The following is a 22,958-nucleotide window of genomic DNA, read 5'->3' as shown; positions in this document are numbered from 1 at the left end:
ATATGTCTGACAATATTAATGAATTTCAAGCTCCAGCCTGGACTCTTGAAGACGCCTACGGCTCTTTTACTGATGAGAGATTCTTAAAGCGCGTTGACGCCTCTCGAGACATCGTTGACTCGCTGCGTATGACGTTGCAAGAAGATTGCAATGAAAAGAATCTTACAGCGCATATAGAAGAATATCAAAAAGCTTTTGAAATTATTTCCTCTTTAGAGTCTTTTTGGCGCTGTTTTTCCAGCATGGACACTTCGAATCCGGATTCCGCTCAGACTCTAAGCAGCATTCAAGCCGTTAAAGTCAAGCTGGAAAACTGTGCCCAGATTCTTTTTAAAGAACTTGCAGCCCTTGATCCTTCTAACACCCTTTGGGAGGACACGAGGTTACGGCCTTGGAAATTTATAACGGAGGAAAGAAGGAATTCCTGGAGAGAAAAAATCCCTCCGAAAGAAAGAGCCCTTCTTCAACAACAGGCTTTACAAGATTTTTATCCTCTGGGAACCGAATTCTCAAAACTGCAAAAAAGAATGCAGCTTACCGTAACGGACTCTGAAGGAAGAAATAAAACTTTCAATACTTCAGCTACTGTTGCCGCTCTAAAAGGAATTCCTGACAAAACTCTGAGAGAAACAACCTTCAACGCTCTTCAAGAGTACATGGCAAAACATGCGGAAGAAAAAGCCGACCTACTCAATAAGCTCCACGGTTTTCGCTTGAAAGAGCAACAAGCTGCCGGAGTAGACATCCTGACTCCGAGCTTTGAACAAAACCGTATTAGCCGTGCGGCCATCGAATCGATGCTCAAGGCAATTGAAAGCCGAGTAGATCAAATTAGAGAAAGCGTGAGCTTACGAGCCGAAATCTTAGGTTCAAGAAAACTTGCTTGCTGCGACTTAATGGCTCCTGCTCCCGGCAGCTTAACGGCGGTGGCAGAAACCTTCTCTTATCCAGAAGGGATCCGGCTTGTTAAAGAAGCTCTTAGTACTGTCGGTGAAGAATATCCTAAATTCATTGACATGATGCTTGAGAAGAATTGGATTGAAGCTCGTTTGCTTCCGTGCAAAGCAGGTGGCGCGTTCTACTCACGCTTTAACGAACTGCATCAAACTCGGGTCTTTTCCTCATATGTGGGAACTATTGCTTCAGTTCTCCAGCAAGCACATGAACTCGGCCACGCATGGCATTACTGGATTTTGAGAGATCTTCCTGTTATAGAAACCGAGTTCCCCATGACTCTGACGGAAACTTCAAGTACTTTTAATGAAACAGTTGTTAAGCAGTATCTAATCCAAAAAGATCCTCAAGCCGCAGTCAGCATGCTTTGGCAGGAGCTAAAAAGTATTGCCAATTTCTTACTCAATGTACCCGTGCGCTATGACTTTGAGTGCGCTTTCCTTAAAGAAAGACTTAATGGAAATGTGGAAGTTAAAACTATAAATGAGTTAATGGAAAAAGCCTGGAGACGTTGGTACGGCGATTCTACAGAAGATATCGATCAATACCTTTGGGCCCACAAGCTGCACTTCTATAAGACTGACCAATACATCTACAACTATCCGTACGCTGTTGGTTACCTTCTTTCCCAAGGATTAATGCGCGAAAAACGCTTGAGAGGAAACTCATTTTTGCCTTTCTACAAATCCATGCTGAGAGATACCGGCCGTATGACCTTCGATGAATTAGTCAGGAAACATCTTGGCTTAGATCCGGCCACGCAGCAATTTTGGGATGGCTGCATAGACGAAGCACTTTCTCATCTAACTAAATTCAAATCAATTGTTCAAACCCCTACCCTATAAAAGGAGAAAACTGTGAAACTACTTAAGATCGCAACTTCATTACCTCTGCTTTTGGCTGCACCTCTTTTGATGGCTGCCTCGCAAGTCGAATTGTACGGAATCGTTGACGGCGGCCTCTACGTTAAGAAAACTAGCGGTAAAGATACAACGATTGGTATTGATTCAGGCCGCAAATCCGGCTCTCGTTGGGGTTTGAGAGGAAGCGAAGATTTGGGAAACGGATATACTGTTTCTTTCAAATTGGAGAATGGCTTCAAGCTTGATAACGGTGAAATGGATCAAGCCTCTGCAGCGGCACCGGAAGGACGCATGTTCGGTCGAGAAGCAACTCTAAATTTCCACACTCCATACGGTACGATTGGAATGGGAAGAATGGGAGGTCTGCTCTCAGGCATGGGAACCTATGGTTTGATGGGAACAAATTCCTCACCGTTTGCGGCTGCCTGGTCCGACGCTAAATATAACTTACTGTTTACTGGCAACAACCGCTACGACAACACAATTGCCTACAAATCTCCGACCTTTAATAATTTAACCCTCTATGCTCAGTATTCATTTAATGCAGATGGCCCAGAGTATGAGACATGGCGCGATAACAGTGAAATGGCCAGTGTAGCAGCTACTTACATTTCCGGTCCTCTTAAGGTTGTTGGAGGTGTCCAGTGGAGAGATACTGGCATCAGTAAAAAACTGACTGATGGAGTTGTAAAGGACAACAGCGCAACACAACGACAGAAAAATGCTCTGATGGCAGCAACCAGCGTTTCATATGACTTTGGAACTTGGAAACTCTATACCGCTGCTCAGCTGCTGCATGGTGCAGAAGCCGCAGGTACCGTAATGACCGCTTCCGGTAAACGAGGAGAAAAAGGACTTGATGGGTATGCTCTTAGCCTTGGTGCTAATGTTAAGTTATACGGCGGAGATCTTAAAGCGGCAGTTGCTTATGCTGACGGCGAGGATAAAGGTAAAACCGCATCATATGGAGATTATGAGGCTGTACAAAGCTCGTTGGGTTACCTGTATCCTTTGAGTAAGAGAACCAGTGTTTACACAGTGTTTAGCTATTGGCACGTCAGAAAAGTTCACAAAACGGTTGCCACCAACTCCGTGACAGATAATTTTTCTTTTGCCCTGGGACTTAGCCACAAGTTCTAATTTAGAAATCTGATCCGGAAAGACGGAGTCTTTCAAGCTGAAACTTTTCTCTTGAACAGGCTCCTTTTTTCTAGAATCCAAAAGAGTAAACGACCAATTATTTCACGCTAAGCTCCGGAACCAAAGGCAACTTCAAAAAGTATTAACGGCTAATTTACCACGCGTGAAGTTTTGGAATTCAGGTATTCATGAGCCATCCCATTCATGCCTTTTGGAGATATTCTTCTCTCGCAAAGTAAAAAAATAAATCGATTTTTAAGCCCTTAAATACCACTTCGTTATAGGTTTTGTTGACACGAAGGACTTGCAATTGAAAAATAATAACCTTTGCAGACGATTGCCTTTTAAGAAATATTAGCCCTTGTCCTTTGGGACTCAACGAAATATTATGCAGATGCTTTAATTGAGAAGAACTAAAATGGATAGATTGAATAGCAGAACTCAGAATCCTCCTCAGTGGACTCTTAAAGATGCTTTTGAAAGCTCTACGAGCTCAAAATTTCGGTTGGAGCTAGCGCGCTTGAAAACTCTCATAGCGGCCATAGACGGCAGTGCACGGCTAGCTAAGGAAGTTGAAGTCTATTCGCATAGTTCTGTCTCTTTACGAACAGTCTTTGGCAAGCTTACACACCTTAAATGCTTTTTTAAGATGCGAAACATCCATAGATGCGTTAAAAGATGCGCCCTTAAAAAACAAGCTGAAGTTAATAGCATCGGCAGCAAACTAGATTCCGCTATCGCACCCGTGATTTCTTTTCTTCGGAGTCTCTCGGATGACGATCCTATTTGGGAAGACGAAGAAATCCAAGAATGGTATGTTTACCTCAAAAGTCTTCCTCATTTCAACGATAAGCTGAACGAAGATGCAAGAAGCGTCATCTCGCAATTTCAATACCAAATCAATCTTCATGTCAGACAAAGCTTTCATTTATTAAATAAAGGAATGAGACTGCGCGTTAAAAACCTAGACGGCTTTGATCAAGTTCAAGGCTATATGAAAAGCATCGGAGTTCTTAAAGGAGAAGAAGACGAAGAGTTGCGCCGAACAACCTTTGATGCGATGAATATGTTCTACAACGAACATGGTTCTATGTACGCTCAGCTTCTTAATTTGCTCGCCGGCTTTCGTATTACATCGTACAATGATTCTGGAAATTCGGAAGTTCTTTCCTATTCGCTTCAACAGAATCGTATCAGCAGAGAGGCTGTAGAACAGATGCTTAGTTGCTGTGAGAATAGGATTTCAGATATTCGCCGCACTATCAGTCTTCGTTCTAAAGCCGTAGGAAGTAAGCTAAAGGTATACAACCTATATTCTCCTGCTCCCCTCTCGCCATCACTCATAAATAAAAAGACGAATTTTTACGACAGTATTCAAAATATCAAAGAGGCAGGGAAAAATATTAGCGATACATTTCCTGACTTTGTTGACTTAATGATTGAGAAAAAATGGATCGAGGCTCGTTTTTCATCGGTCAAGGCCGGGGGAGCCTTTTATGTTTTTTTAAAAACTTTAAAACAGCCTCGAATTTTTTCAACCTATTTCAATAATTTGTCATCAGAGTATCAACTTGCTCTGATGCTTGGGCACGCTTGGCATGCATGGCAATTGAAAGATTATCCCGAGCACAGAAGTTTAATTCCAATGAGTTTAACGGAAGTAGCCGGCATCCTCATGGGTGAACAATTGCTGTCTTTTTTGCTGAATAAGTCTGAAAGCCAGGAAGACAAGTTTTATTTTTTATGGCAGCAAATGAAATATGCAACAAACTACCTCCTTAACATCCCTGTACGATTTGAGTTTGAAAAGAACTTACTCAGTTCTAAAAAGAGAGGAAACCTGACCGCTTTGGATCTCAACAAATCCATGGAAAAAAGTTGGGAGAAATGGTATGGAGATGAAGTAGACGGCTGCGATCGTTTCCTTTGGGCGTACAAGCAGCACTTTTATAAACCGGACCAATTCTTCTATAACTATCCTTATGCGGTTGGCTACTTAACCGCCCAAGGATTTAGCAATATCCTTTCCGAGACACCCGATAGATTCAAATCAATTTATCCTAAGTTTTTACTAGATTGCGGTTCGCAAAGTTTTGATGAATGCATCCAGAAGTACTTTAAATTAAGTCCTCAAAGGCCTGATTTCTGGAATTGGTGTTTAGATAACGTTGTGAAGAAAATCAACTCTTTTGAGGAATTGCTCTCCTCAGGACATTCCAAAAGAAATTAGACACTTCGCTTCTGCATGCGGGCTCTCATTAGAGAAGAATCGAAATAAAACCGCTATCAATGCTTTGAAGCCCGAACCTTTCTTCCAAAACTTTTTCGTAGGAAGATCTAGACTTCGATGCATGAATGGACGTGCTTGGGTGTATTTCTGTGCCATTCGGGGGAAAAAGCTACTTTGATTATCCACTTGTGCTCATTATTGTTCTACTTTAACTGCAAGCCCACTTTACGAAAGTTTTTTCTTTTAACCCGAATACCAGAGCCGTCCGGTAATGAACTTTACTCGCATTGTCAGCCCCATACCTCCTTGCCTGTATTTGAGTTAACGCTTCTTGCAGTTTGGATTCCGAGCTTTCTCCTTCTCTGAAAACTTTAAATTCAAATACCCCGTCCTCTCTCCTATCTCCACCTCGAGATCGGTACGACCATGCGCATTATGATGCTCAATACGTGAATTCAGACCGGCTCCAGACAAGTAGACTTGAACAAATGATCTCAGCGAAAACTCATCTTCAATTGGATAACGAACATAATCAATGGCAGCAAACAATCGATTCAATATATAAAAGACCGCCTCCGTTAAGATTTTTACGATAGACCGGCTCCGACCTGCCCTAGTACTTGGCCATTGAGCTGTTGCTGCAAATATAGCTGAGCGATAGCTTTTTAGCTTCCTTATTCGGATATCGTAGGAATACCGTATCGCCATACTCTACAGATTTAATAGTTAGATAACCTGAGAGTGTCAACAATTCGACATCTGACAAATTTTCAATATCCGATGAACCGCGTAAGACGTATAACGACAAACTTTGTTCCTTATCGTATTCTTCCGGATTTCTTAATAAGTGAGACTGAAGATACTTAACCAATGGACTCGGTTTTCCGCCGCTTTCAAACCAATAATCCTTCAAGCCTCTTTCAGGTGATGAGAAAAAATGCAACAAAGACCAAGGAGCAAATACCTTTTGTTTTGCTGTCTCTTCAAAACAAAAACCGTCATAGTGTTCCGTCAGTTCTTTGAAAAGTTCATCCTGCGTAGTTCCTAACGTTTCCGAAGCAGAAATCAAGTACTCGGAAAAGTACTTCTTCACCTCTTCATACGTAAATCCTAAAAGCGAGCCATACTCTGCCGAAAGTGAAATATCAGATAAATTGTTTAGCTCCGAAAAAATACTGGAATTGTGAAATTTCGTTATCCCCGTAACGAACAAAAAACGTAACGGACCATCATTTGATTTAATGACTGCATAAAATCTTGATAGTTGTCGACGAACCTGCTCAAAAAGCTTGAAATTATCAAAGCAAGACGTCAGCGGCGCATCATACTCATCTATCAACAACACTACAGAACTCACGGCTTGCTTCTTGAACCAAGTAGACAATTGACTCATGAGTGAGGTACCGTGAAGTTCAAAACGAAATCCGTAAGGTGCAAAAGCATCAACTATTAAATCGTGAAATTGGAGCTCAAACTCTTTCAAATTACGGAAACTTTTTGCTTCAGAGAAATCTAGTTTCACCACCAAAAATTCTTTGTCCTCTTTCCAAAGTTTTTCAATCTCGAGACCATGAAAGTCTCTCAGTCCATACTTGAATAAAGATTCAAACGTGGAAATTAACAACGATTTTCCAAATCTTCTCGGACGAGCCAGAAAGTACTTTCCATTGCGACAGGCTAGAGAGTAGACCTTCTCCGTCTTATCAACATAGATTTGGCCCAGTTGTCTTAACTTCTCAAATGATGATTTACCTAAAGGCAGATGTCGCAATAGTTCCGTATTCATAGGAATTCCTTCTCCTTACATCACAATTATAAAAGTGTCAGCTTTTCTCAAGCCTTCTCTCTTCATGGAGTAACTCAAAAAATTGAACCAATCTGCCTTACAATCATGCCGGCCCGGTTATGTCTTGATTCAGAGGAGTTCAAAGCACGCTCAGTTAACCTACTTACCTCAACTACTACTCCTTTGGATAAATCCAGTTCTGCCTAAGATCCATATTCTCTCTTTCGGGGCATAAGTAAGAGCTGAAAAAATCAAGAAATATCTGAAATGGTTCTCTCACCGGTTCCTTTTCTTTTGAAGAATGAGCCAAGTAATTCTTCTAAAAAATCTCGATTCCTTGTTAAGCCAAGGCGATTTTGAGAGTCAGAAAACAACACGATTTTGAGAGAGCCAATTTTTAAGTGAAAGTCTTGCAAATTCTGTGGCTTTTAATTGCAATGAAAGGGGGTATTAACTCAGGTAAGCGTAGCGAACCTGAGTTAATACCCCCTTTCATCGCAATGCGCTTAGTGCTTATCCTTTTCGCTGTCTTCCTTTATTATCTCTTCAGCAGCCTCGATCACTAGTTCTCTCATGTTTAGTACTTCTCTTACTTTGGCAGCTCGCTTATTAAGCCACAGTTGTCTTCGTTGATTTTCTTTCGCCATGATTTCGTCGACACGAGCATCAATGGTTTTAGCCGTTTCTGTGTATTCTTCAAATTTAGGACAACCTACCTTAGGAATAATTTTTATGGGTATTACTCTCAATCCCCATAGCATCTCGATCTTTCCATCCGGGTACTCTACGATAGAAACCTCCTTTCCAATCAAGCCATGACGGTTCTCAACCCCAAGAGCCTGAATGATTTGATTTTTGAAACTACAACTAAGATTTTTAGATAAATGTCGTTCGTGCCAGGTAGCACAGATCCTCTTTAACTCCTCTTCTGTTGCCAAGAGCGGTACATGAGCATCTTCTTGGTAAAAAGGCTTAATTGCAAACTCTTCGTTGTACTCGTTGACAAACTCCTCTATGTGCAAATTAGCGGTGTTAATATCCTTTATGCCTCGGAGCTTGAACTCTTTAGGCCAACGTCCTTGCAAAGTTTGATTTAGGCGTTCAATCCTTCCTTTTGCTTCGGGAGTTTTTGCATAGATGTACTCAATTCCAAGCATATTGCAGATGCGTTGGTACTGAGTTCCGTCTTGGTCTTCAGAGGTTAGTGGCCCCGAGGTCGTCGGTTTAAAAATGCTGTATCTATCGCTATAGAAAGCCGCTGGTATGCCGTATTTAAAGACATGCCCCATAATGAGCTCTCGATAGGCCTCTCCTACTTCTGTAGGCCGCAGGCACGCCGCAGTAATGGTTCCTGTTGCATCATCAATAAAGGCGTGAACGACACAAAAAGGCTCATCCTCTCCGAACCAACGATGTCGGGATCCATCAATTTGGATCAATTCTCCGAACCGGCTGCGACGTCGACGTAATGGATGGCCTTTACTCTCTGCTTTCTTTTCTCTGGGATAAAGTTCAAGAAGACGTTGCCGGATAAATTCTTCGGATACTTCAATTTGTTCGCAATTCTTCAGGTATTTCCTTGCCAAAGCAGCTTGGAAGCCAGCGTACTTGGTTTGGAGCAAGTTGTCTATTCTTTCTCTTAGGTCCTTGTCCAGTTTGTTTACAGGTGAACGCCCCCGATTACCATGTTCTAAGCCTTCGGCTCCTTGTAATGAAAACTTGTTTAACTTCCTGAAAAAGGTTGACTCAGGCATTTTTAACTGAGTCAGTGCTTGCTTACAGGTGATCAGCCCGGCTCGGTACTCAGTAAATACAGCAACCAGTTCATTAATCGAGGGATGCTTAACGTTCTTTTTTGACCATTTAAAACCTCTAAAAAGCACAAGAATAAGTCAATAAAGACCGCCTAACTCCCATTTTCGCTTTGGTAAAACTCCCAATTTCGCCCTGGAATAAGCTCTCAGAATCGCCTAGGAAACTACTCTCAAAATCCCGTAGGAAGTTACTCTCAATTTCCCTTTTGCTTAACAAAAAAATCTCGATTCCTTCTTTTCTACAAATTTCAAGATATGATTTCTTCCTAGACCAACTCAACACTTAGATGCTTCACAAATCTCATCGATGAAAGAACATTTAAACGGTATTTTTTGGAATACAGGAGCTTTCGAAATGAACCTCCTATGTTCTGCGAAAACGAATGAAATCTGCAAGTCTTTCCAGGCAAATCTGAATCATCTAACCTGGTGTTGGCTGAGTCTGCTCGAAAACAATCCTGCTTCACTTAGTCAAACAGCAGCCGTGTTGGAAGGTAAGAGATGCAATGACTTAAATCCTTTTGATGCCATGCAGGTCAAGAATTTTGCATCCGGTGCTGAGTTCTTATTGAACCTTGTAAAAGAACAAAAGTTTGACCTTTCGGTGTCCCTTGCCTGTAATCTCCATAGCAGAGTTGGTAAAAACGAAGCTCTTCAATGGGGCTGCCTCCGGACTGCTCCCGTCACTCTCAGAAATATCAAATTTTGTCCCCCCACTGCTAATCTCCTCCAAATCATCAGCAATGGTTTCCGCTACTTGGAAGATTGCATTTCCAATCCGGTAGAAAAAGCCATTGCAACTTTTCTGTTTGTGGCTAGAAATCAGCCGTTCTACGATGCAAACAAACGAACCGCGTCTTTACTGATGAATGGCTTATTGATGAAAAGCGGATTCTTTGCAATTTCAATACATCCGCGCAATACTCGAATTTTTCATGAAACGCTGGGAAGGTTCTACGAAACCGGCGATGCCAATCCAATGTTTGATTTATTCCTCCGGTTCTCCCAACCTTGCAAACTTTAGAACTTAAAAACCCTTTGAAAAGTTAACGGATTAAGTGTTTACGTCAAAACCGCAACATCAAAAGAGTGCCATCCTCTAAACTCATTCAATCCTAAAAAAATCATCACCTTTGACACCAACCTTTGAGTGAGTAGAGAACAAGATATTGATGTCCATTTTCAAAGTTACACGGTACGGCTTTTTTGGAAAAGTCCTGACAGGTCAGATTTTAACGATTCACATTTTCTCTCTGGTGAGAACTTTCAATCGAGAAGAGTTTTATCTCTTTGGGAGAAAGATTTTTGTGCGTCCGCTTCCTTTAGCTTTCTCCCAAGCTTCAATGATTAACTCAGTCTTTTCTCGTCAAAACAGAGAGACACTTCGACAACAATCAAAAACTAAGACATCTATGCCTCCGGAATCTCTGACACCGGACCTCAATGAATATAAGAGCTTCCTCAAACGAAAAGTCATTCTCCTCATGACCGACCATCTGGCCTCAGTCGGAGGCGCCGAAACCAGGATCGTAAGAACTGCTGATCTTTTATCTGAACTTAACTTTGTTCCCATGATCCTGTGCCAACATAACGCACATACCGCTTCTCAAAAATTTCCCAATTTAATTTTGGATTATCGAGATCCGCACCTTGGTACGGTCATTGGTAAATGGATTGACGAAGGACTCATCCACGGCATTGAATTCCATGTCAAAAATCCACGGGTACTTTACGACCTTCCGTTGTTTGATTGGAAAGACAAAATAATGTTAGGAGCTCAAATCCATAACCTCTTCGCATTGACGAAGGAACTGAAACAACAGTTTGAATATTGTCATTACATTGTTTCCTCCCAATTGGCCTTTGTACCGAAAACTAAAGTCATTCGAAACTGGATCGATGCCTCGAAGTCAAATTCGTTCTGGAGCTACAAAAATCAGAAGAAAGCACTATTAATTTCTCGTCTCTCGAAAGACAAAAGGATCCACATCTCTAGATTTGTCGATTTCTGTCGAAGACATGGACTAGATTTTCATATTGCTTCCGATTGGCCACGGCTACCGTGGCAACGTCGTTTTCTTTCTTCTCTTGAACTAAACGATGCTGAATTCATCGGACCGGTGTCCTCTAATTCTTACCTCAGACATTCCGCTGGACAATATCTGTTCATCGCTGGAATTGGCCAAGTTCCGCTTGAAGCTGCATCTTTGGGAATTCCTACCGCTGTAATGTCATCGAAATCCGAAAAGGAGTTTCAAGATCCGCTCGTTTTTCTTGAAAAAGACAATTTACCTCTCCTTGAGCAATGGAACTTTGTGATCAATCAATGTCCTATTCATACTCTTACGCCTAATGCTCAAAGGTTTATGCAGAATCAAACTACTGGAGCAATCAGGGAAGAATTTTTCTTAGAAGATGAACTCAAAAATCTGCGAACTCCGAATGACCTAATTGAAGTCTACGAAAGATGCTATATGAAACCGTCTTAGGAGATATGAATCAAAATCCTTTCAATCAAATGAGCATAAAAATACTTATTCACCCCAATTGAGCCGCCCATCTTTGAAAAAAAGCTCCAGATTAGATGACGTTTTATTCCGTTTTAGTTTTCTGGATGTCCGAAGATCTGCTGGAACTTTCTTTTTTGTCATTCTTCTCTCTAGCAATTTTTACCTTGCAGCAACATTCCTTTTCAGGGGTAATAAAGATTTTTTTGAATATGCTCTTTAAGTCTTTCATAATGAACTATCCTAATAACGAGTTAAAAATAAAGCCTGTTGCGCAAGCGACGGTAAAAACTGAGATAAGAAAGGCTGCCAGCATCTTCTTGGTAAAAATGGAGCTGAGCAATGAAACTTCGGGGAGGCTTGCGCCTCCGCCCCCAATCATTAGCGAAACTAAAACACCAGGCCCTAACCCTACACTCTGAAGAACCGTAGCCATTGGAATAATAGTTTCCGTCCTTATGTACAGGGGAATTCCAATAAGCGCTGCAGCTGGAACACTAAACCACGCTGGGATCCCTGCAACTTTTTGAACAACGGAAACCGGTAGGAGACCATGAATAAGAGCTCCGATCGCAGTACCGACAAGAAGGTAAGGAAATACTTTTCTCAAGAGCAAAAGAGAATTGAAGATTGACGTTTGAATAACAGTTTTTAACCTCATTCCAAACGTACCGGTTAATTCCGACCACATCTGTGACTCTTCCTTTCCTCCGGTGATACTAATGTCATAAATCTCTTTTTCAAACCCAAATTTCTCCAGAACCAGTCCGAATAAAACGGCAAAGATAAAAGTACATAAACCATATAAGATTGCTGTTTTAATCCCGAAAAATACTCCCATTAGGGTGAGGATCGCAGGGTTTATAATCGGAGATGCTAAAAGAAAAGCAATAGAAGTGGAGAAGGGTGCCTTTGACTTAACGAAGCCTACAAATAACGGAATAGTTGAGCAGGAGCAAAACGGAGTAACGCCTCCGAGGAGAGCCCCACAGCTTGCAGATAAAAATTTATTGTTTCTCGAAAACGTGAAAATTTTGCTCTTCGGATTGATGAAAAATTGACCGACTCCGACTAAAAACGAAATCACAAAAAATAATCCGATAAGCTCAAAAGTAAGTTTTAAAAATTCAAGCAGAAAAGAAGGCATCTTGATCCCAAATAAAGATAATAAGAACTCATCTGCAAGCTAGAGCCTGCATGCTTCTTAAAAGTTGTAAGAATGTAGAAAAGCGGATATTTCGGAATCCGTTATATCATTCTTTTGATTCTTTTCATTGTTACTGTATTTCTCGAACATTGAAGGAAGCCCTTCAGACAAGTCATCTCAATCGAGTAAATAATGGAATTAGCTTTCTTTTGTGCCTTAACGACTTGAGCTTCTTTCAAAACTGCTAAATGTCGGGAAACAGTAGGCATTTCCAACTGAACCATGTTTGTGAGCTCAGTAACTGTTTTAGGATTTTCAAGCATCGCCTCTACCATCATTAAGCGAGCCGGATGGCCGAGAGCTTTAAATATTTTCGCTTGCTCTTCGTAAACTTCAGGAAATTCTGCCATTCTCTTTAGACTCCCACTTACTCCACTCAGCAAAAAATCTTCCTAATTCTTTATAAAATTCGTGCTTGGCTTCTGTTTCTAACAGCAGAGACCATTCTAGGACGAATTTACTGAGAAATCTTTCAAAAAATTCGGCTTTTTCTTCTGGTTCTAAAAGCTCGTATATCTCGAGGACTGGAACAATATGCTCGGGCGGCTCTTTTATGTCTCTTTCTACTTCAAAACCCCTGCTTCCTAGGTAAGATAAATATTCGTCTAGAATCTTGTCGCCCAACTTATCTTTCCAGCAAGTAAGATAATTCTTGGCAGGAGGGCTACCAGGACTTAAAAAAAGCCGTGTGTAGTCCAAAAGCATTGCTTCAAAAGATTTTGCATCTTCGGTCCCTTGAGTGTACAAATCGTCCAGACGACGGGCCTTTTCTGCTAATTTCCCATCCAAAGATTCTGCAGCTTTCAAAAAAACATGCATATCTCTAAGTTCCTGACTGGGTTCAAATAAACCGAGCAAAACAAGATTAAGAGGTCTTTTCCTCATAAATACATTTCGCGGCAAGGAAGAGGCCTAAGCCCCTTCCGTGTTAATAGGTTAACAGATCACTCTCTCGGAGAGAACTGTCCCATGTAGAAGACCTTTGGATTAGTTCCCTTTTCTTCTTGAAGTCTTTGGACTTTTCCCGTCTTCAATTTTGCAGAAATAGTAGAGGTTGGATCATCTAAATCACCAAATATCCTAGCCCCGGCAGGACAGGCATCCACACAGGCAGGATTCATTCCGTTGGAAGTACGGTGGTAGCAGAAGTTGCATTTTTCTACTACGCCCTCCTTTCTTTGAGCGGCGGAATCGCCTGCCTTAAATAGATTGGCATATGCTGGAACAGCACCGGCCTTTTGGCCAAGTTCCTGAGCATCGCCTGTGGCTCCTCTGATAAGAGCAGGTCGGGTTGCAGCATCTCCTCTCGGATCAACTCCTTTAGGATTGAAGCTGATGACAGAGTAAGTCTTACCGTCCAAGCTTTCGGGTCCTAACTCAGCAGAAGAGTAAGGGCACGCATTCTGACACAGACGGCATCCTACGCATGTCTCGTCATTGTGAAGAACAACTCCTTCGGGGCTGACAAACATGGCGCCTGTCGGACAGACTTTAACGCACTGCGGATTTTCGCAATGGTTGCACATGACAGGAATGGCAATCTGTGTTGTATTTGGGAATACCCCTCTGGTTTCTTGAATGAAATCTGCCCAATTAAATGACTGGCCTTCTCCTCGGGTTCTTGTGTTATTCTCAGCTTTGCAAGCCAGGGCGCAGGCACCACAGGAAGAACATAAATTCAAATCAATGATCATTCCAAATCTCATTTCTTTCTCCTGGCTTAAAGTTTTTGAGAATTTTTCTTAATGTTGACTCTGGTAAATCCGCCATTTCTGCAGGAAGTACCCGATAAGCGGTCGTAGTCGTCCACTAGAATTTCATTGTTATTGCCGCCCCGGGGTGTTTTTCTGTATTCTTTTGCAGCAATCTGGCCATATGCCCAGTGACCCTGACCATAGGCTTTTGCAACCGTACCTGGACCTACACCTTCCCAAAGTTTCACTTCAGTGACAATGGTTCCGACCGGAGAAGAAATTTCGACGATGTCATTATCCTGAATACCCAGAGCTTTAGCATCGATCGGATTAATCTTAAGGACATCTCCCCATGAACGATCCCCGGCATCACATTTCTTGAATTCCTGCATCCAAGGAAGATTGGCAGAGCGACCTTCACGGTTCAAGCGGCTCTTGTGATCAATAAACAAGAACGGATATTGCTTCTCTTCACCATGACGCAAAGGTTCTTCATAGTGAGGCATCCACCCTTTGATCCCTTTAGCTTGATAATGGCAAGCATCAAGAATCTTGTCAGGAGTTGTGTTGTATTTAGCTGCGTGAGCTTCTAAGACCTTTTTTAGATCTCCGGAAACAAACTCAAATTTACCGCTCGGTGTTGGGAACTTTCCGCCCCAATGTTTCTTGTAAACCTGATGAGCGGAATTATGCATTCCTCTCTTCCTGAAGTCTTCCCAACCATTGATTTGATCGCCCGGAATCGGCTTCGACGTACGGATCCAGCATGGTGCAGAGGCTATCTTGGTAGTGATAAGCTGGAACTCTTTTTCATTAGTTGGTCTAGCACCTGTCTCAGGATCGACAAATTCTGTTGAGTAATAGTTCAGCAGTGTCGGCCAGCCTTTCTTAGCTAGTTTTTCTGCCAAAAGCCATGTGACTTCATTTTCTTCCTGTTTTACATCCCAAATCCTATCGCATGTTGGTTGCTGCAACGAGGTCCAGGCATGCATGGATCCGAAACCTGTTACTGCGCCCATCCCTTCAGCTGCATTAAAGGTAGAAGGAAGAACAATATCAGCAAACTGAGTCATTTCTGATGGGAACGGAACCATATGTACAAAGAACGGTACCTTAGCCAAAGCTTTTTCCCAGCGTTTGCCGTCGGCTGCAGCAAAAGGAGTGTTAGTCCACGAACTAATCATAACTTTCACGAAATCTGGATTCTCGAGCATATAGTTGGCAATATTGTTGGTCACAACGCCACTGCCCAGTTTGGCCTTCATAGCCGCCGGCATATCCAGGTCTCCACGGCCATCGATTTTCTTCCCTTTACCATGAGCCTTGGCGAGTTCGTCAATATATTTATCCATTGACGGATACTTGCCGCTGAGAGATTTGACAGGATCGTGGGTTCCTCCAACGTTATCAACTGAGCCTAAAATGCCGTTGAGCGCATGAACCACCATTGCCGTGTACGTACCTCTCGGATTCATACAAACACCGGGCCCCATCCACACGATCACGTTCGGGGCGGCCTGCCCCATAGCCTTAGCTACCCGTCTAATTTGTTCCGCATCCAAACGGCATTCTTTTGCGGCTCTTTCGGGAGTCCAGTCTTTAGCCTCCTCATTCCAATATGTAATCAGTCCGAGGGTGTTGTTTTCTTTAAAGGTCTGAGGATCTACCGTCTTTCCCGGAACAAACAAGTTCTTACCGTCAGCAAAGTCTCCGACAAAATCTTTATTCCATAGTCCTTCGGTAAGAAGCACATGAGCTATAGCATTAGCAAGAGCTCCGTCAGTTCCCGGAAGTATCGGAAGCCATTCTTTAGATTTAGCGGCCGCAGTAGATAGTCTCGGATCGACAGTAATTAAGATACCTTTTTTCTGAAGCTCCCCTAGTTTTGAAATAACGTTAGGAACCTGCCTGTTGGAGGCAAAAGGATCCGTACCCCAGAACACAACGCACTTTGAATTTCCAAGGTCATAATCTCTGTAAGAGAACAACCCCTGTGTGTAACCGGGCCCCATTTTTTCTGTTTCGGCACAAAGAGCAGAGGTTGAGAAATTATTCGGAGAACCGAAGAGTTTTGTCAGAGTACCATAAAGAAGAGCATGGGAAGTATTGCCGTATCTTCCTTTGAGATAAAGAAGTCTTTCCGGTTCGCCTGCATTTCGAAGTTCAACCATCTTGTCGGCTACTATATCCAGAGCTTCATCCCAAGAAATAGGAATCCATTTTGGATCGATCCCGCGTCCTTTCTGAGGATTTGTTCTCTTAAGAGGCTGTTTAATACGATCCGGATCATAATTTTCTTGAGGGAGCAAATGTCCTCTTGGGCAGCAGAATCCATGATTACCTTTCGAATTTTGATTTCCGCGTACTCTTGTGGCTCGCCCATTCTGATTAAAAACTTCGATAGCACAGTATTGAGTGCATCCCTGACAAGCCGATCCAATCCATTTGCCTTCAGCTGGCCTGCACGGAAGTGGGAGTCTTTTTACTGAGAGGCCTTGGGCCAGCACTGTTGGTGCAGAAACCATCAAAGCAGCGCTGCCGGTAAGCTGTATAAATACTCTTCTTGTAAGTTTCATAAGAGGTTTTCCTTGGGGAAAAGAGATTAGAAATTAGCTAATTTTATATTTAGCTATATTGCTAAGTATAAACCAAAGAAAAATAAATATGAACAGCATTTATCTGGTTGGGTATTTATGATTTTCTTAGACTTCCTTAAAAACTCTACTGACCGGATTTATCATCCGAACTTTTTTCAATCTTACGTATAACTGCTTACTCGGAAAGGAGCCAGTCCAGAGCGTTAATCTTGTGAACACCATCGATACTTGCCTTCGGATCATTGTCTAATGTTAAAAGATACTTGGGGAAATTATCCTGAATTCGAAGCAAAGGACGCAATTCTCGACGCAAAACCTCTTCGTCTCGCACCGAAGCTGCAACTTGAATGTAAATTTTTTCTTGACCGTTAGTACATACAAAATCAACTTCAAATTCGTCAAGTTTTCCCGTGAAGACTTTATAGCCTCTCCGCTTCAACTCCAGAAATACTACGTTCTCCAAGAGATGACCTACGTCGGCCAGAGAGCCGCTACCTAACAGAGTTCTTCTGAGGCCCAAGTCCACAGCGTAATACTTTTTGAGACTCTTCAAGAGTTCTTTTCCTTTTAGATCCCATCGATCAACCTCGTAGAGAACAAAAGCATCAATCAGACCGCGAAGGTACTTCTCTACTGTTTTATTATCGGTTTTGGTCCCCGCAGAGGTCATCGAGTTTGCAAGTTTTGCCACAGAAACTCGATTCCCGACGGAATCAAAGCAAAACCTTGTTAGCTTTGTCAATACTGTCGGCTCACGGAGCTGAACTCTGGACAGAATGTCCTTCACAACTACAGTGTTGTATAGCCCGTCAAGAATCCTATCTAAAAATTCAGATTCGGAAGGAACTTCTAGAATAAAAGGAAAAGACGTAGTGGACAAATATAACTTGTACAGCTCCTCAGCACTTTTATCGGGGAAGGCTTTCTTAAATTCTTTCAAAGAGAGCGGCAGCATTTCTATTTGAACATATCGACCCGTTAAAAGAGTAGCCAACTCTCCGGACAAAATATGACTGTTGGAACCTGTGAGATAGATATCGAAGTTATCGTGAAGAAAAAGACTGTCGACAGCTTTTTGAAAATTCTCAACTTGTTGAATTTCATCCAGAAAAATATAGTATTCGCCAGAATTAGAAGCTCTCTCGAGGATATACCGATGCAACTCCTGATAATCAGTAAGTCTTTGGTTGGCTAGATCCTCTAAATTAATTTCAATGATTTGTTCTGGCCGGACCCCACTCTTCAAAAGACGCTGAGCAAAAATCTTTAATAAAGTCGACTTACCGCATCGACGGACACCCGTGACAATTTTAATGAACGGAAGATCCTTCCACTTATCTAGCTCTGCTAGATAAGGCTCCCTTTCCAACACTACCTTTTTTCTCATACAACATTTCTTTGGATCATATTCCATATTTTACTTAAAAATAATAATTAGTGGAATACAATCCAAATTTTTATTAAAAATATAAAAATTTGGATTGTATTCTTAAAATTTTCACATAAACCAAACCAATTGTGACAGCGAATTCTTATTTCGGCTAAAGCTTCTTACTTCTAGCGTCCTGGGATAAACGCAATAATTAGATGATCTCTACCTAATCTTTAAAGCGTCAGCAAAGCCGGCAACAGCATCCACAGGGACGAGTCAGCTCTCCCATCCAATATGCATAGGTGGCAACAAATGCCAAGCTTGCTAGTGATGGTATTTCCCAAAAATTACAAAAATAAGTTTTATTTTTGAGACAAAAGCTTCGGGTCATGGAATAAGTCTGAAGCTTTTTTCAACCTGTTGAGCGACGTGAAACCATAAAAAAAAACGATTTACACAGAACAAACAGATTCGCAATGTCTGACCCACTTATAGTTGAAAATCGAATTACCGCCCCCTCTCATACCTGAAAACTTCACTTAAATCCGTGCATTTTTCTATGGAACTTAAGATAATCACACATTTTTGAAGATGGCACGTTCTCAAGCTTTTCATTTCCACAGAGGTTCAGCCTTTCTCGTTCTGCCTTACTTAAGAGAGGAGATATCAAAATTTTTCCATTGTTATGAAAACTAATTAAACCTCTATCAAAGAGCTTGTCGAAATGAGCCGAAAGAAGAAGTAAATTATCAGGATCATATTTTTCGCGATCTCTACAGTCTTTCCAAGGTTTTATGTGAGAGGCTACTAGAAGCTCTTTAGTTTGGACTCAGGAAACTGCACAGTGTTTTCGTGCATCCAACAAAAACTCTCTCAACTGGTTCTGATATTTTCTCTGTTTAGCTTCTCGGATTTCTTCAGACTGGAGGTCTTCCTTCTCTAGAAATTCCAACTTTTTTTTAAGAGAAGAAGCAACATCAAGACTAGAACCCTCGGTTCCAATCTGTGATGTTTTATTCTCTATTTTTTCTTTTTTGCTAGAAAACATAGGATATTTTTGATTTCCCCATGCTATATAGGCCTGAAGAAGATTTTCAAAATCTCTTAAGGAGGAATCATTGCATTCATCCATTTTCCAAGCGGAGACACCTTCCTTGTCTTCTGGAATAGATTCGTGATTTAGCAGAGTCTGTAGATTACTATTTCTCCCTTCATGAGGAAGGTAGTTACTGCACACAAACGATCCTTCCGGAGCATCAAAAATATAAGTCCAAATATTGGCTCCATACTTGGTTGGTTCCACATCAAGCGGCAAGTCATTATCCATATGAATAAATCTCCTCACTTTTTTGGTGTGGCCTTTACTTGATGGCACGAATCCACAAGATCGAGCTATAGAATCCAATTTCTGTGCTTGAGGAAATTTTAAGAAACCTGTGTTTTTCCACCAATTTGGATCCAATTTTTTACCCATGGTTAAATTCTTAAAACAAATAAAATTTCCTTCCCTCAGAGAAGGTAGAAATTAAGCGATCCTACAAAGAATATCTGCTCTATGGAATATATTAAAACTTAACTTTTCACATTATCGAATAACTTCAAAATCTCAAAAATAAGAAAAAAGAGCCGTTTTTTAATGGGAAGTCTGAAAATTATTTCCATTTTTATTTTTGACCAAATTTAGATTTTGTTTATAAAATTTTTCTAGTAACAAATCCAAAATGTGAACTGTCGTACTCGAGTCCCATCCGTAAACCCTTCCAACCTCCTATTCCTTTTCATGATTTTGGTTTCTCTCCACTCGCTAGGAGTGCCATTTTTTGGCTATTTGCTCCTGCACCACAAAAACAAAGTAGGAACGCCTTAACCCTCTGGTTTTAGCAGATCATCCAAGCCAAGAGCTAATGCACTGCTTAGCTCTTAGGCGCCTGTCATCCACAACATCACTGGGGATCAAAACAGTTGTAAGCTACCCATCCCCTTCTTATCCTTATAGACTCTTACTGACTTTTATCAACTCCCAGGACTAAACTTTTCGATAGGACTTATATTTTTCAAAAAGTCTTTCCATATTGTCAGGATTAGTGAGGTTGGAAACATCAAAAAGCTCGTTAATGATTTCCTCCGGCAATATGTTTAGCTCTTTTGCTGCTTCCTGACAAGAAATATTTTTTTCTAGTGCCAAATGGGCTACCTTGCCACCCACCTCATAGCCGAAAATTGTACTTATCATAGTCGAGTTAGAAACAGAACTTTCCGCCATTCTTTTGCAAAATTCTTTATTAGGAACGATTGACGGAAGAACTTTCTTTGTCAAAGTATCCATAGCCGCCACTAACTGATCCGAGCTGTCAATTATCGAACGCAAAGGGATACTTGAGCATGCTCCTAAATCCAACCAACCGTTCTTCAAACCGTAAAGAACACCTGAATTATTTGCAGCAACATGGTTACAAGCCGCAATTACTGATTCTAATGAATTTGAAGCATAACGTTGAGGATATAGCGGGGTTCGACAGTTCTTATCAGTTTTAAAACTAATCTCACATAATCCCGACTCTGGGCCGCTAGACATTAATCTCAAGTCTCTAGCCAGTTTCCAAACCTGGGCACTTAGCGCAACAATTATCCCGTGACAAGCAATCAAATCATCAATTGCCATCATCCCGTCAACTAAATCGTCATAACTTTCTATCTTTCTTCCCAAAACATCTGAAAGGTGTTTATTCACTTTTGCACGAAAGCCGGGCAAGCACCCCATACCGGTTCCTACAGCGGTTCCACCCAAACAAGAATGATTACAGTTGTGAAGTTCCTGCGTAAGCCTTTGTTTAGATCTTTTCATTCCTTGAGCAAAGGCATTTAATTGTTGGCCCAGTGTAATAGGCACAGCATCCTGAATACCGGTCCTGCCCATCTTGATGACATCGGAGAACTCTTCGCCTTTACGCTCCAGCTCCTGTATCAATGAGTTAAGACTCTTTAAAATCTTCGTAACTTGTTCCCACATTACTATTTTTTTGCTGTGGGAACAACATCGTTACTTGACTGCGCCATATTTACGTGGGTACTTGGATGAACTCCTCCCTCAGTTTTGGAGCCACTTAAAATTTCATTTGCTCTATGTGCGACTATCTCGTTAATACCTGCATTTAAAGGAGTCCCTGAACCACGATAAATATTGACGGGAAAATCCAGCGAGAACTTTTTCTCAAGGATTTCTCTAGCTGCCTGCTCTATAGCTTCTGCCCTTCTTTTATCCAGCGCGCCAATTTCCAAATTTGTCCTTGCACAGGCAATTTTTATTTTTGTTACTGCTTCAATAAAAGCCGGATAATCTTCTAACAGCAACGGACTAATATCAAAAGCAATGTGGTTTCTTTCTGTTTGAATCCCGTAATACACTTCATCCGGAACTTCTAAGAAACCAAGAGCGTCATGTTCTTTTCTCATGTTTTAATCCTTATAACCGTTCTCTGCTAGAAATGCTTTCACTTCTTGTGGATTTTTGAACTTTTCCAGCCCTAATATTGTTGAGACATTGTTAGAGTTAGCAAAACCAAGTTCTATAACAGAAACCTCCCTGTCAAGACAATACTCAGCCACTTGAGATGCGGTTTTATTTCCGAAAATGTGCTTAACAATAGCTATTAAGGAAGCCGAGTTCCTTAGATGTTCACTGTTTTCAAAGGGTTTTAGAGAAATCCCTTGAACACACTTTTCTACAAATTTAGAGGATCCTCTCCCTATTACCTCTATTATTTCTAAGGAATCAAAAAATACGGGATTATTCGTTGGCTCCAAATCAATATCTTCTTCTACATAAGAAAAACAGGCCATTTGATCTATTGACATTGTTTGGTGAAAAACCTGCAGCATCAGTTCCGGCATACTTGGATTAATTTTCCCGGGCATGATTGTGGAACCTGGAGCAATTGCGGGAAGAGAAAGTTCAGAAATACCACATCTTGGCCCCGAAGAATATAAATATAGGTCATTGCTGATTCGAGCTATGTTTAAAGCCAGCAATCGCAAAAAGCCCAATAGTCGGACAAACTTGTCGTTTCCCTCGATCGAGGCTATGTAATAAGTATTGGGCTGATCCGAAAAGTCAATTTTAGGTTTTCTTAATCCAAAATGACTATACCTTCTAAGATACTCAATTGCCAACGACGAGAACCCCGGAGCACAAACCGCAAACTGATCAATAGGCGTCGCCCCTAGATAAACCTCAAGAAAGACCTCTCTAACGTTATTTATTTCTTCAAGCGCTTTTTGTATTGATAGAGCCATTGCTCCGAAGACGCCTCCCCATGTGACCGGCAAAGACTCCTGCATGTGAGATCTTCCAATATGAAGCGTGTCTTGGAACTCAATAGATTTTTCTCTCAGTGCCCTTATAAGGGTTTCAACCCCAAACATGTGAACATCAAGATATTTTAAAACCGTCAAGTTCTGGGCAGTCTGGAGCACATCATTAGCGATCTGGTTTTTGTTAACCAAGTCGACCTGAACTCCAGTTTCAGCCGAAATAAAGGAATTAAATAGAAAATTAAAGTCCACTCCGTCTATACACCAGGCCTGAGTCTCAAAAATTTTTGATTGAGGACTCTCTTTGAGTTTGTCACAGCAGGATATGATTTTCCCGGCTGCTTCTTCCGTAATACAACCTAAATCCTTATTCGCCTTAGCTGCGGCTTTTTTGATTTCGGCATAACTTTGAATAAAAAGAGGATAACTATTCAAAGAGCGTTTTGAAAAAAGAATGCTATTCATCATAATAGTCAGATAGGA

17 protein-coding genes and 1 pseudogene are annotated in these 22,958 nt (G+C 41.4%); 5 read left to right on the top strand and 13 right to left on the bottom strand.

Going from position 1 to position 22,958, the window contains the following annotated elements; genetic code table 11:
• Nucleotides 1-2: 2 nt before the first annotated feature.
• The 3 genes from ADH67_RS01975 (at nt 3) to ADH67_RS01965 (ending at nt 5,187) form a co-directional block, all read left to right on the top strand.
• On the top strand, nt 3-1,799 hold the full coding sequence (locus tag ADH67_RS01975) for a M3 family oligoendopeptidase (protein WP_066591146.1): 1,797 nt from the start codon (nt 3-5) through the stop codon (nt 1,797-1,799).
• 12 nt (nt 1,800-1,811) lie between these two features.
• Entirely contained in the window at nt 1,812-2,957 is a 1,146-nt protein-coding gene (locus tag ADH67_RS01970; protein WP_066591144.1) for a porin, read from the top strand.
• Between the two features lie 418 nt (nt 2,958-3,375).
• Complete coding sequence (locus tag ADH67_RS01965; RefSeq protein ID WP_066591143.1) at nt 3,376-5,187, top strand: gluzincin family metallopeptidase; 1,812 nt, start codon at nt 3,376-3,378, stop codon at nt 5,185-5,187.
• 613 nt (nt 5,188-5,800) lie between these two features.
• Here the strand turns inward: ADH67_RS01965 and ADH67_RS01960 are convergent.
• Both ADH67_RS01960 and ADH67_RS01955 read right to left on the bottom strand, forming a co-directional pair.
• Nucleotides 5,801-6,973 carry an AAA family ATPase gene (locus ADH67_RS01960; RefSeq protein WP_236578445.1) on the bottom strand — a complete coding sequence of 391 codons (1,173 nt, stop codon included), beginning with the start codon at nt 6,971-6,973 and terminating at the stop codon, nt 5,801-5,803.
• 506 nt (nt 6,974-7,479) lie between these two features.
• Entirely contained in the window at nt 7,480-8,856 is a 1,377-nt protein-coding gene (locus ADH67_RS01955; RefSeq protein ID WP_066591141.1) for an ISNCY family transposase, read from the bottom strand.
• A gap of 286 nt (nt 8,857-9,142) precedes the next feature.
• Here ADH67_RS01955 and ADH67_RS01950 point away from each other — a divergent pair, with 286 nt between their 5' ends.
• Nucleotides 9,143-9,811: a Fic family protein gene (locus ADH67_RS01950; RefSeq protein WP_066591139.1), complete on the top strand. Its 669-nt coding sequence runs from the start codon at nt 9,143-9,145 to the stop codon at nt 9,809-9,811.
• Nucleotides 9,812-9,959: 148 nt separating this feature from the next.
• Nucleotides 9,960-11,276 carry a glycosyltransferase family protein gene (locus ADH67_RS01945; protein ID WP_066591137.1) on the top strand — a complete coding sequence of 439 codons (1,317 nt, stop codon included), beginning with the start codon at nt 9,960-9,962 and terminating at the stop codon, nt 11,274-11,276.
• 256 nt (nt 11,277-11,532) lie between these two features.
• Here the strand turns inward: ADH67_RS01945 and ADH67_RS01940 are convergent, their stop codons facing one another.
• The 11 genes and pseudogenes from ADH67_RS01940 to ADH67_RS01890 form a co-directional block, all read right to left on the bottom strand.
• Complete coding sequence (locus tag ADH67_RS01940) at nt 11,533-12,441, bottom strand: permease (protein WP_066591135.1); 909 nt, start codon at nt 12,439-12,441, stop codon at nt 11,533-11,535.
• A gap of 101 nt (nt 12,442-12,542) precedes the next feature.
• Complete coding sequence (locus ADH67_RS01935) at nt 12,543-12,851, bottom strand: ArsR/SmtB family transcription factor (protein ID WP_066591133.1); 309 nt, start codon at nt 12,849-12,851, stop codon at nt 12,543-12,545.
• The gene (locus ADH67_RS01930) at nt 12,835-13,320 is read right to left on the bottom strand and encodes a molecular chaperone TorD family protein (RefSeq protein WP_236578444.1); all 486 of its coding nucleotides are present in this window, start codon (nt 13,318-13,320) and stop codon (nt 12,835-12,837) included. Before ADH67_RS01930 ends, ADH67_RS01935 begins: the two co-directional genes overlap by 17 nt.
• Nucleotides 13,321-13,445: 125 nt before the next feature.
• A complete protein-coding gene (locus tag ADH67_RS01925; protein WP_066591129.1) occupies nt 13,446-14,207 on the bottom strand; it encodes a 4Fe-4S dicluster domain-containing protein in 762 nt (253 codons plus the stop codon).
• A 14-nt stretch (nt 14,208-14,221) separates the two neighbouring features.
• The gene (locus ADH67_RS01920; RefSeq protein WP_066591127.1) at nt 14,222-16,771 is read right to left on the bottom strand and encodes a molybdopterin-dependent oxidoreductase; all 2,550 of its coding nucleotides are present in this window, start codon (nt 16,769-16,771) and stop codon (nt 14,222-14,224) included.
• Nucleotides 16,772-16,967: 196 nt separating this feature from the next.
• Nucleotides 16,968-18,179 carry an ATP-binding protein gene (locus ADH67_RS01915; protein ID WP_089275691.1) on the bottom strand — a complete coding sequence of 404 codons (1,212 nt, stop codon included), beginning with the start codon at nt 18,177-18,179 and terminating at the stop codon, nt 16,968-16,970.
• A gap of 520 nt (nt 18,180-18,699) precedes the next feature.
• Nucleotides 18,700-18,969 (bottom strand): annotated as a pseudogene (locus tag ADH67_RS13715) (HNH endonuclease); the annotation flags it as partial.
• Nucleotides 18,970-18,993: 24 nt separating this feature from the next.
• The gene (locus tag ADH67_RS01905) at nt 18,994-19,638 is read right to left on the bottom strand and encodes an OmpH/Skp family outer membrane protein (protein WP_066591125.1); all 645 of its coding nucleotides are present in this window, start codon (nt 19,636-19,638) and stop codon (nt 18,994-18,996) included.
• Nucleotides 19,639-20,190: 552 nt separating this feature from the next.
• Entirely contained in the window at nt 20,191-21,174 is a 984-nt protein-coding gene (locus ADH67_RS01900; RefSeq protein ID WP_084081405.1) for a lyase family protein, read from the bottom strand.
• Nucleotides 21,175-21,176: 2 nt separating this feature from the next.
• Nucleotides 21,177-21,617, bottom strand: a complete 441-nt coding sequence (locus ADH67_RS13595; protein ID WP_084081404.1) for a lyase family protein — start codon at nt 21,615-21,617, stop codon at nt 21,177-21,179.
• A 3-nt stretch (nt 21,618-21,620) separates the two neighbouring features.
• Nucleotides 21,621-22,943, bottom strand: a complete 1,323-nt coding sequence (locus ADH67_RS01890; protein ID WP_066591124.1) for a lyase family protein — start codon at nt 22,941-22,943, stop codon at nt 21,621-21,623.
• Between the last annotated feature and the right edge of the window lie 15 nt (nt 22,944-22,958).

Source organism: Turicimonas muris, from assembly GCF_002221595.1.
Lineage (GTDB): Bacteria > Pseudomonadota > Gammaproteobacteria > Burkholderiales > Burkholderiaceae_F > Turicimonas > Turicimonas muris.
Note: the sequence above shows the minus strand (reverse complement) of the source record. Positions and strands in the feature narration are given on the sequence as shown.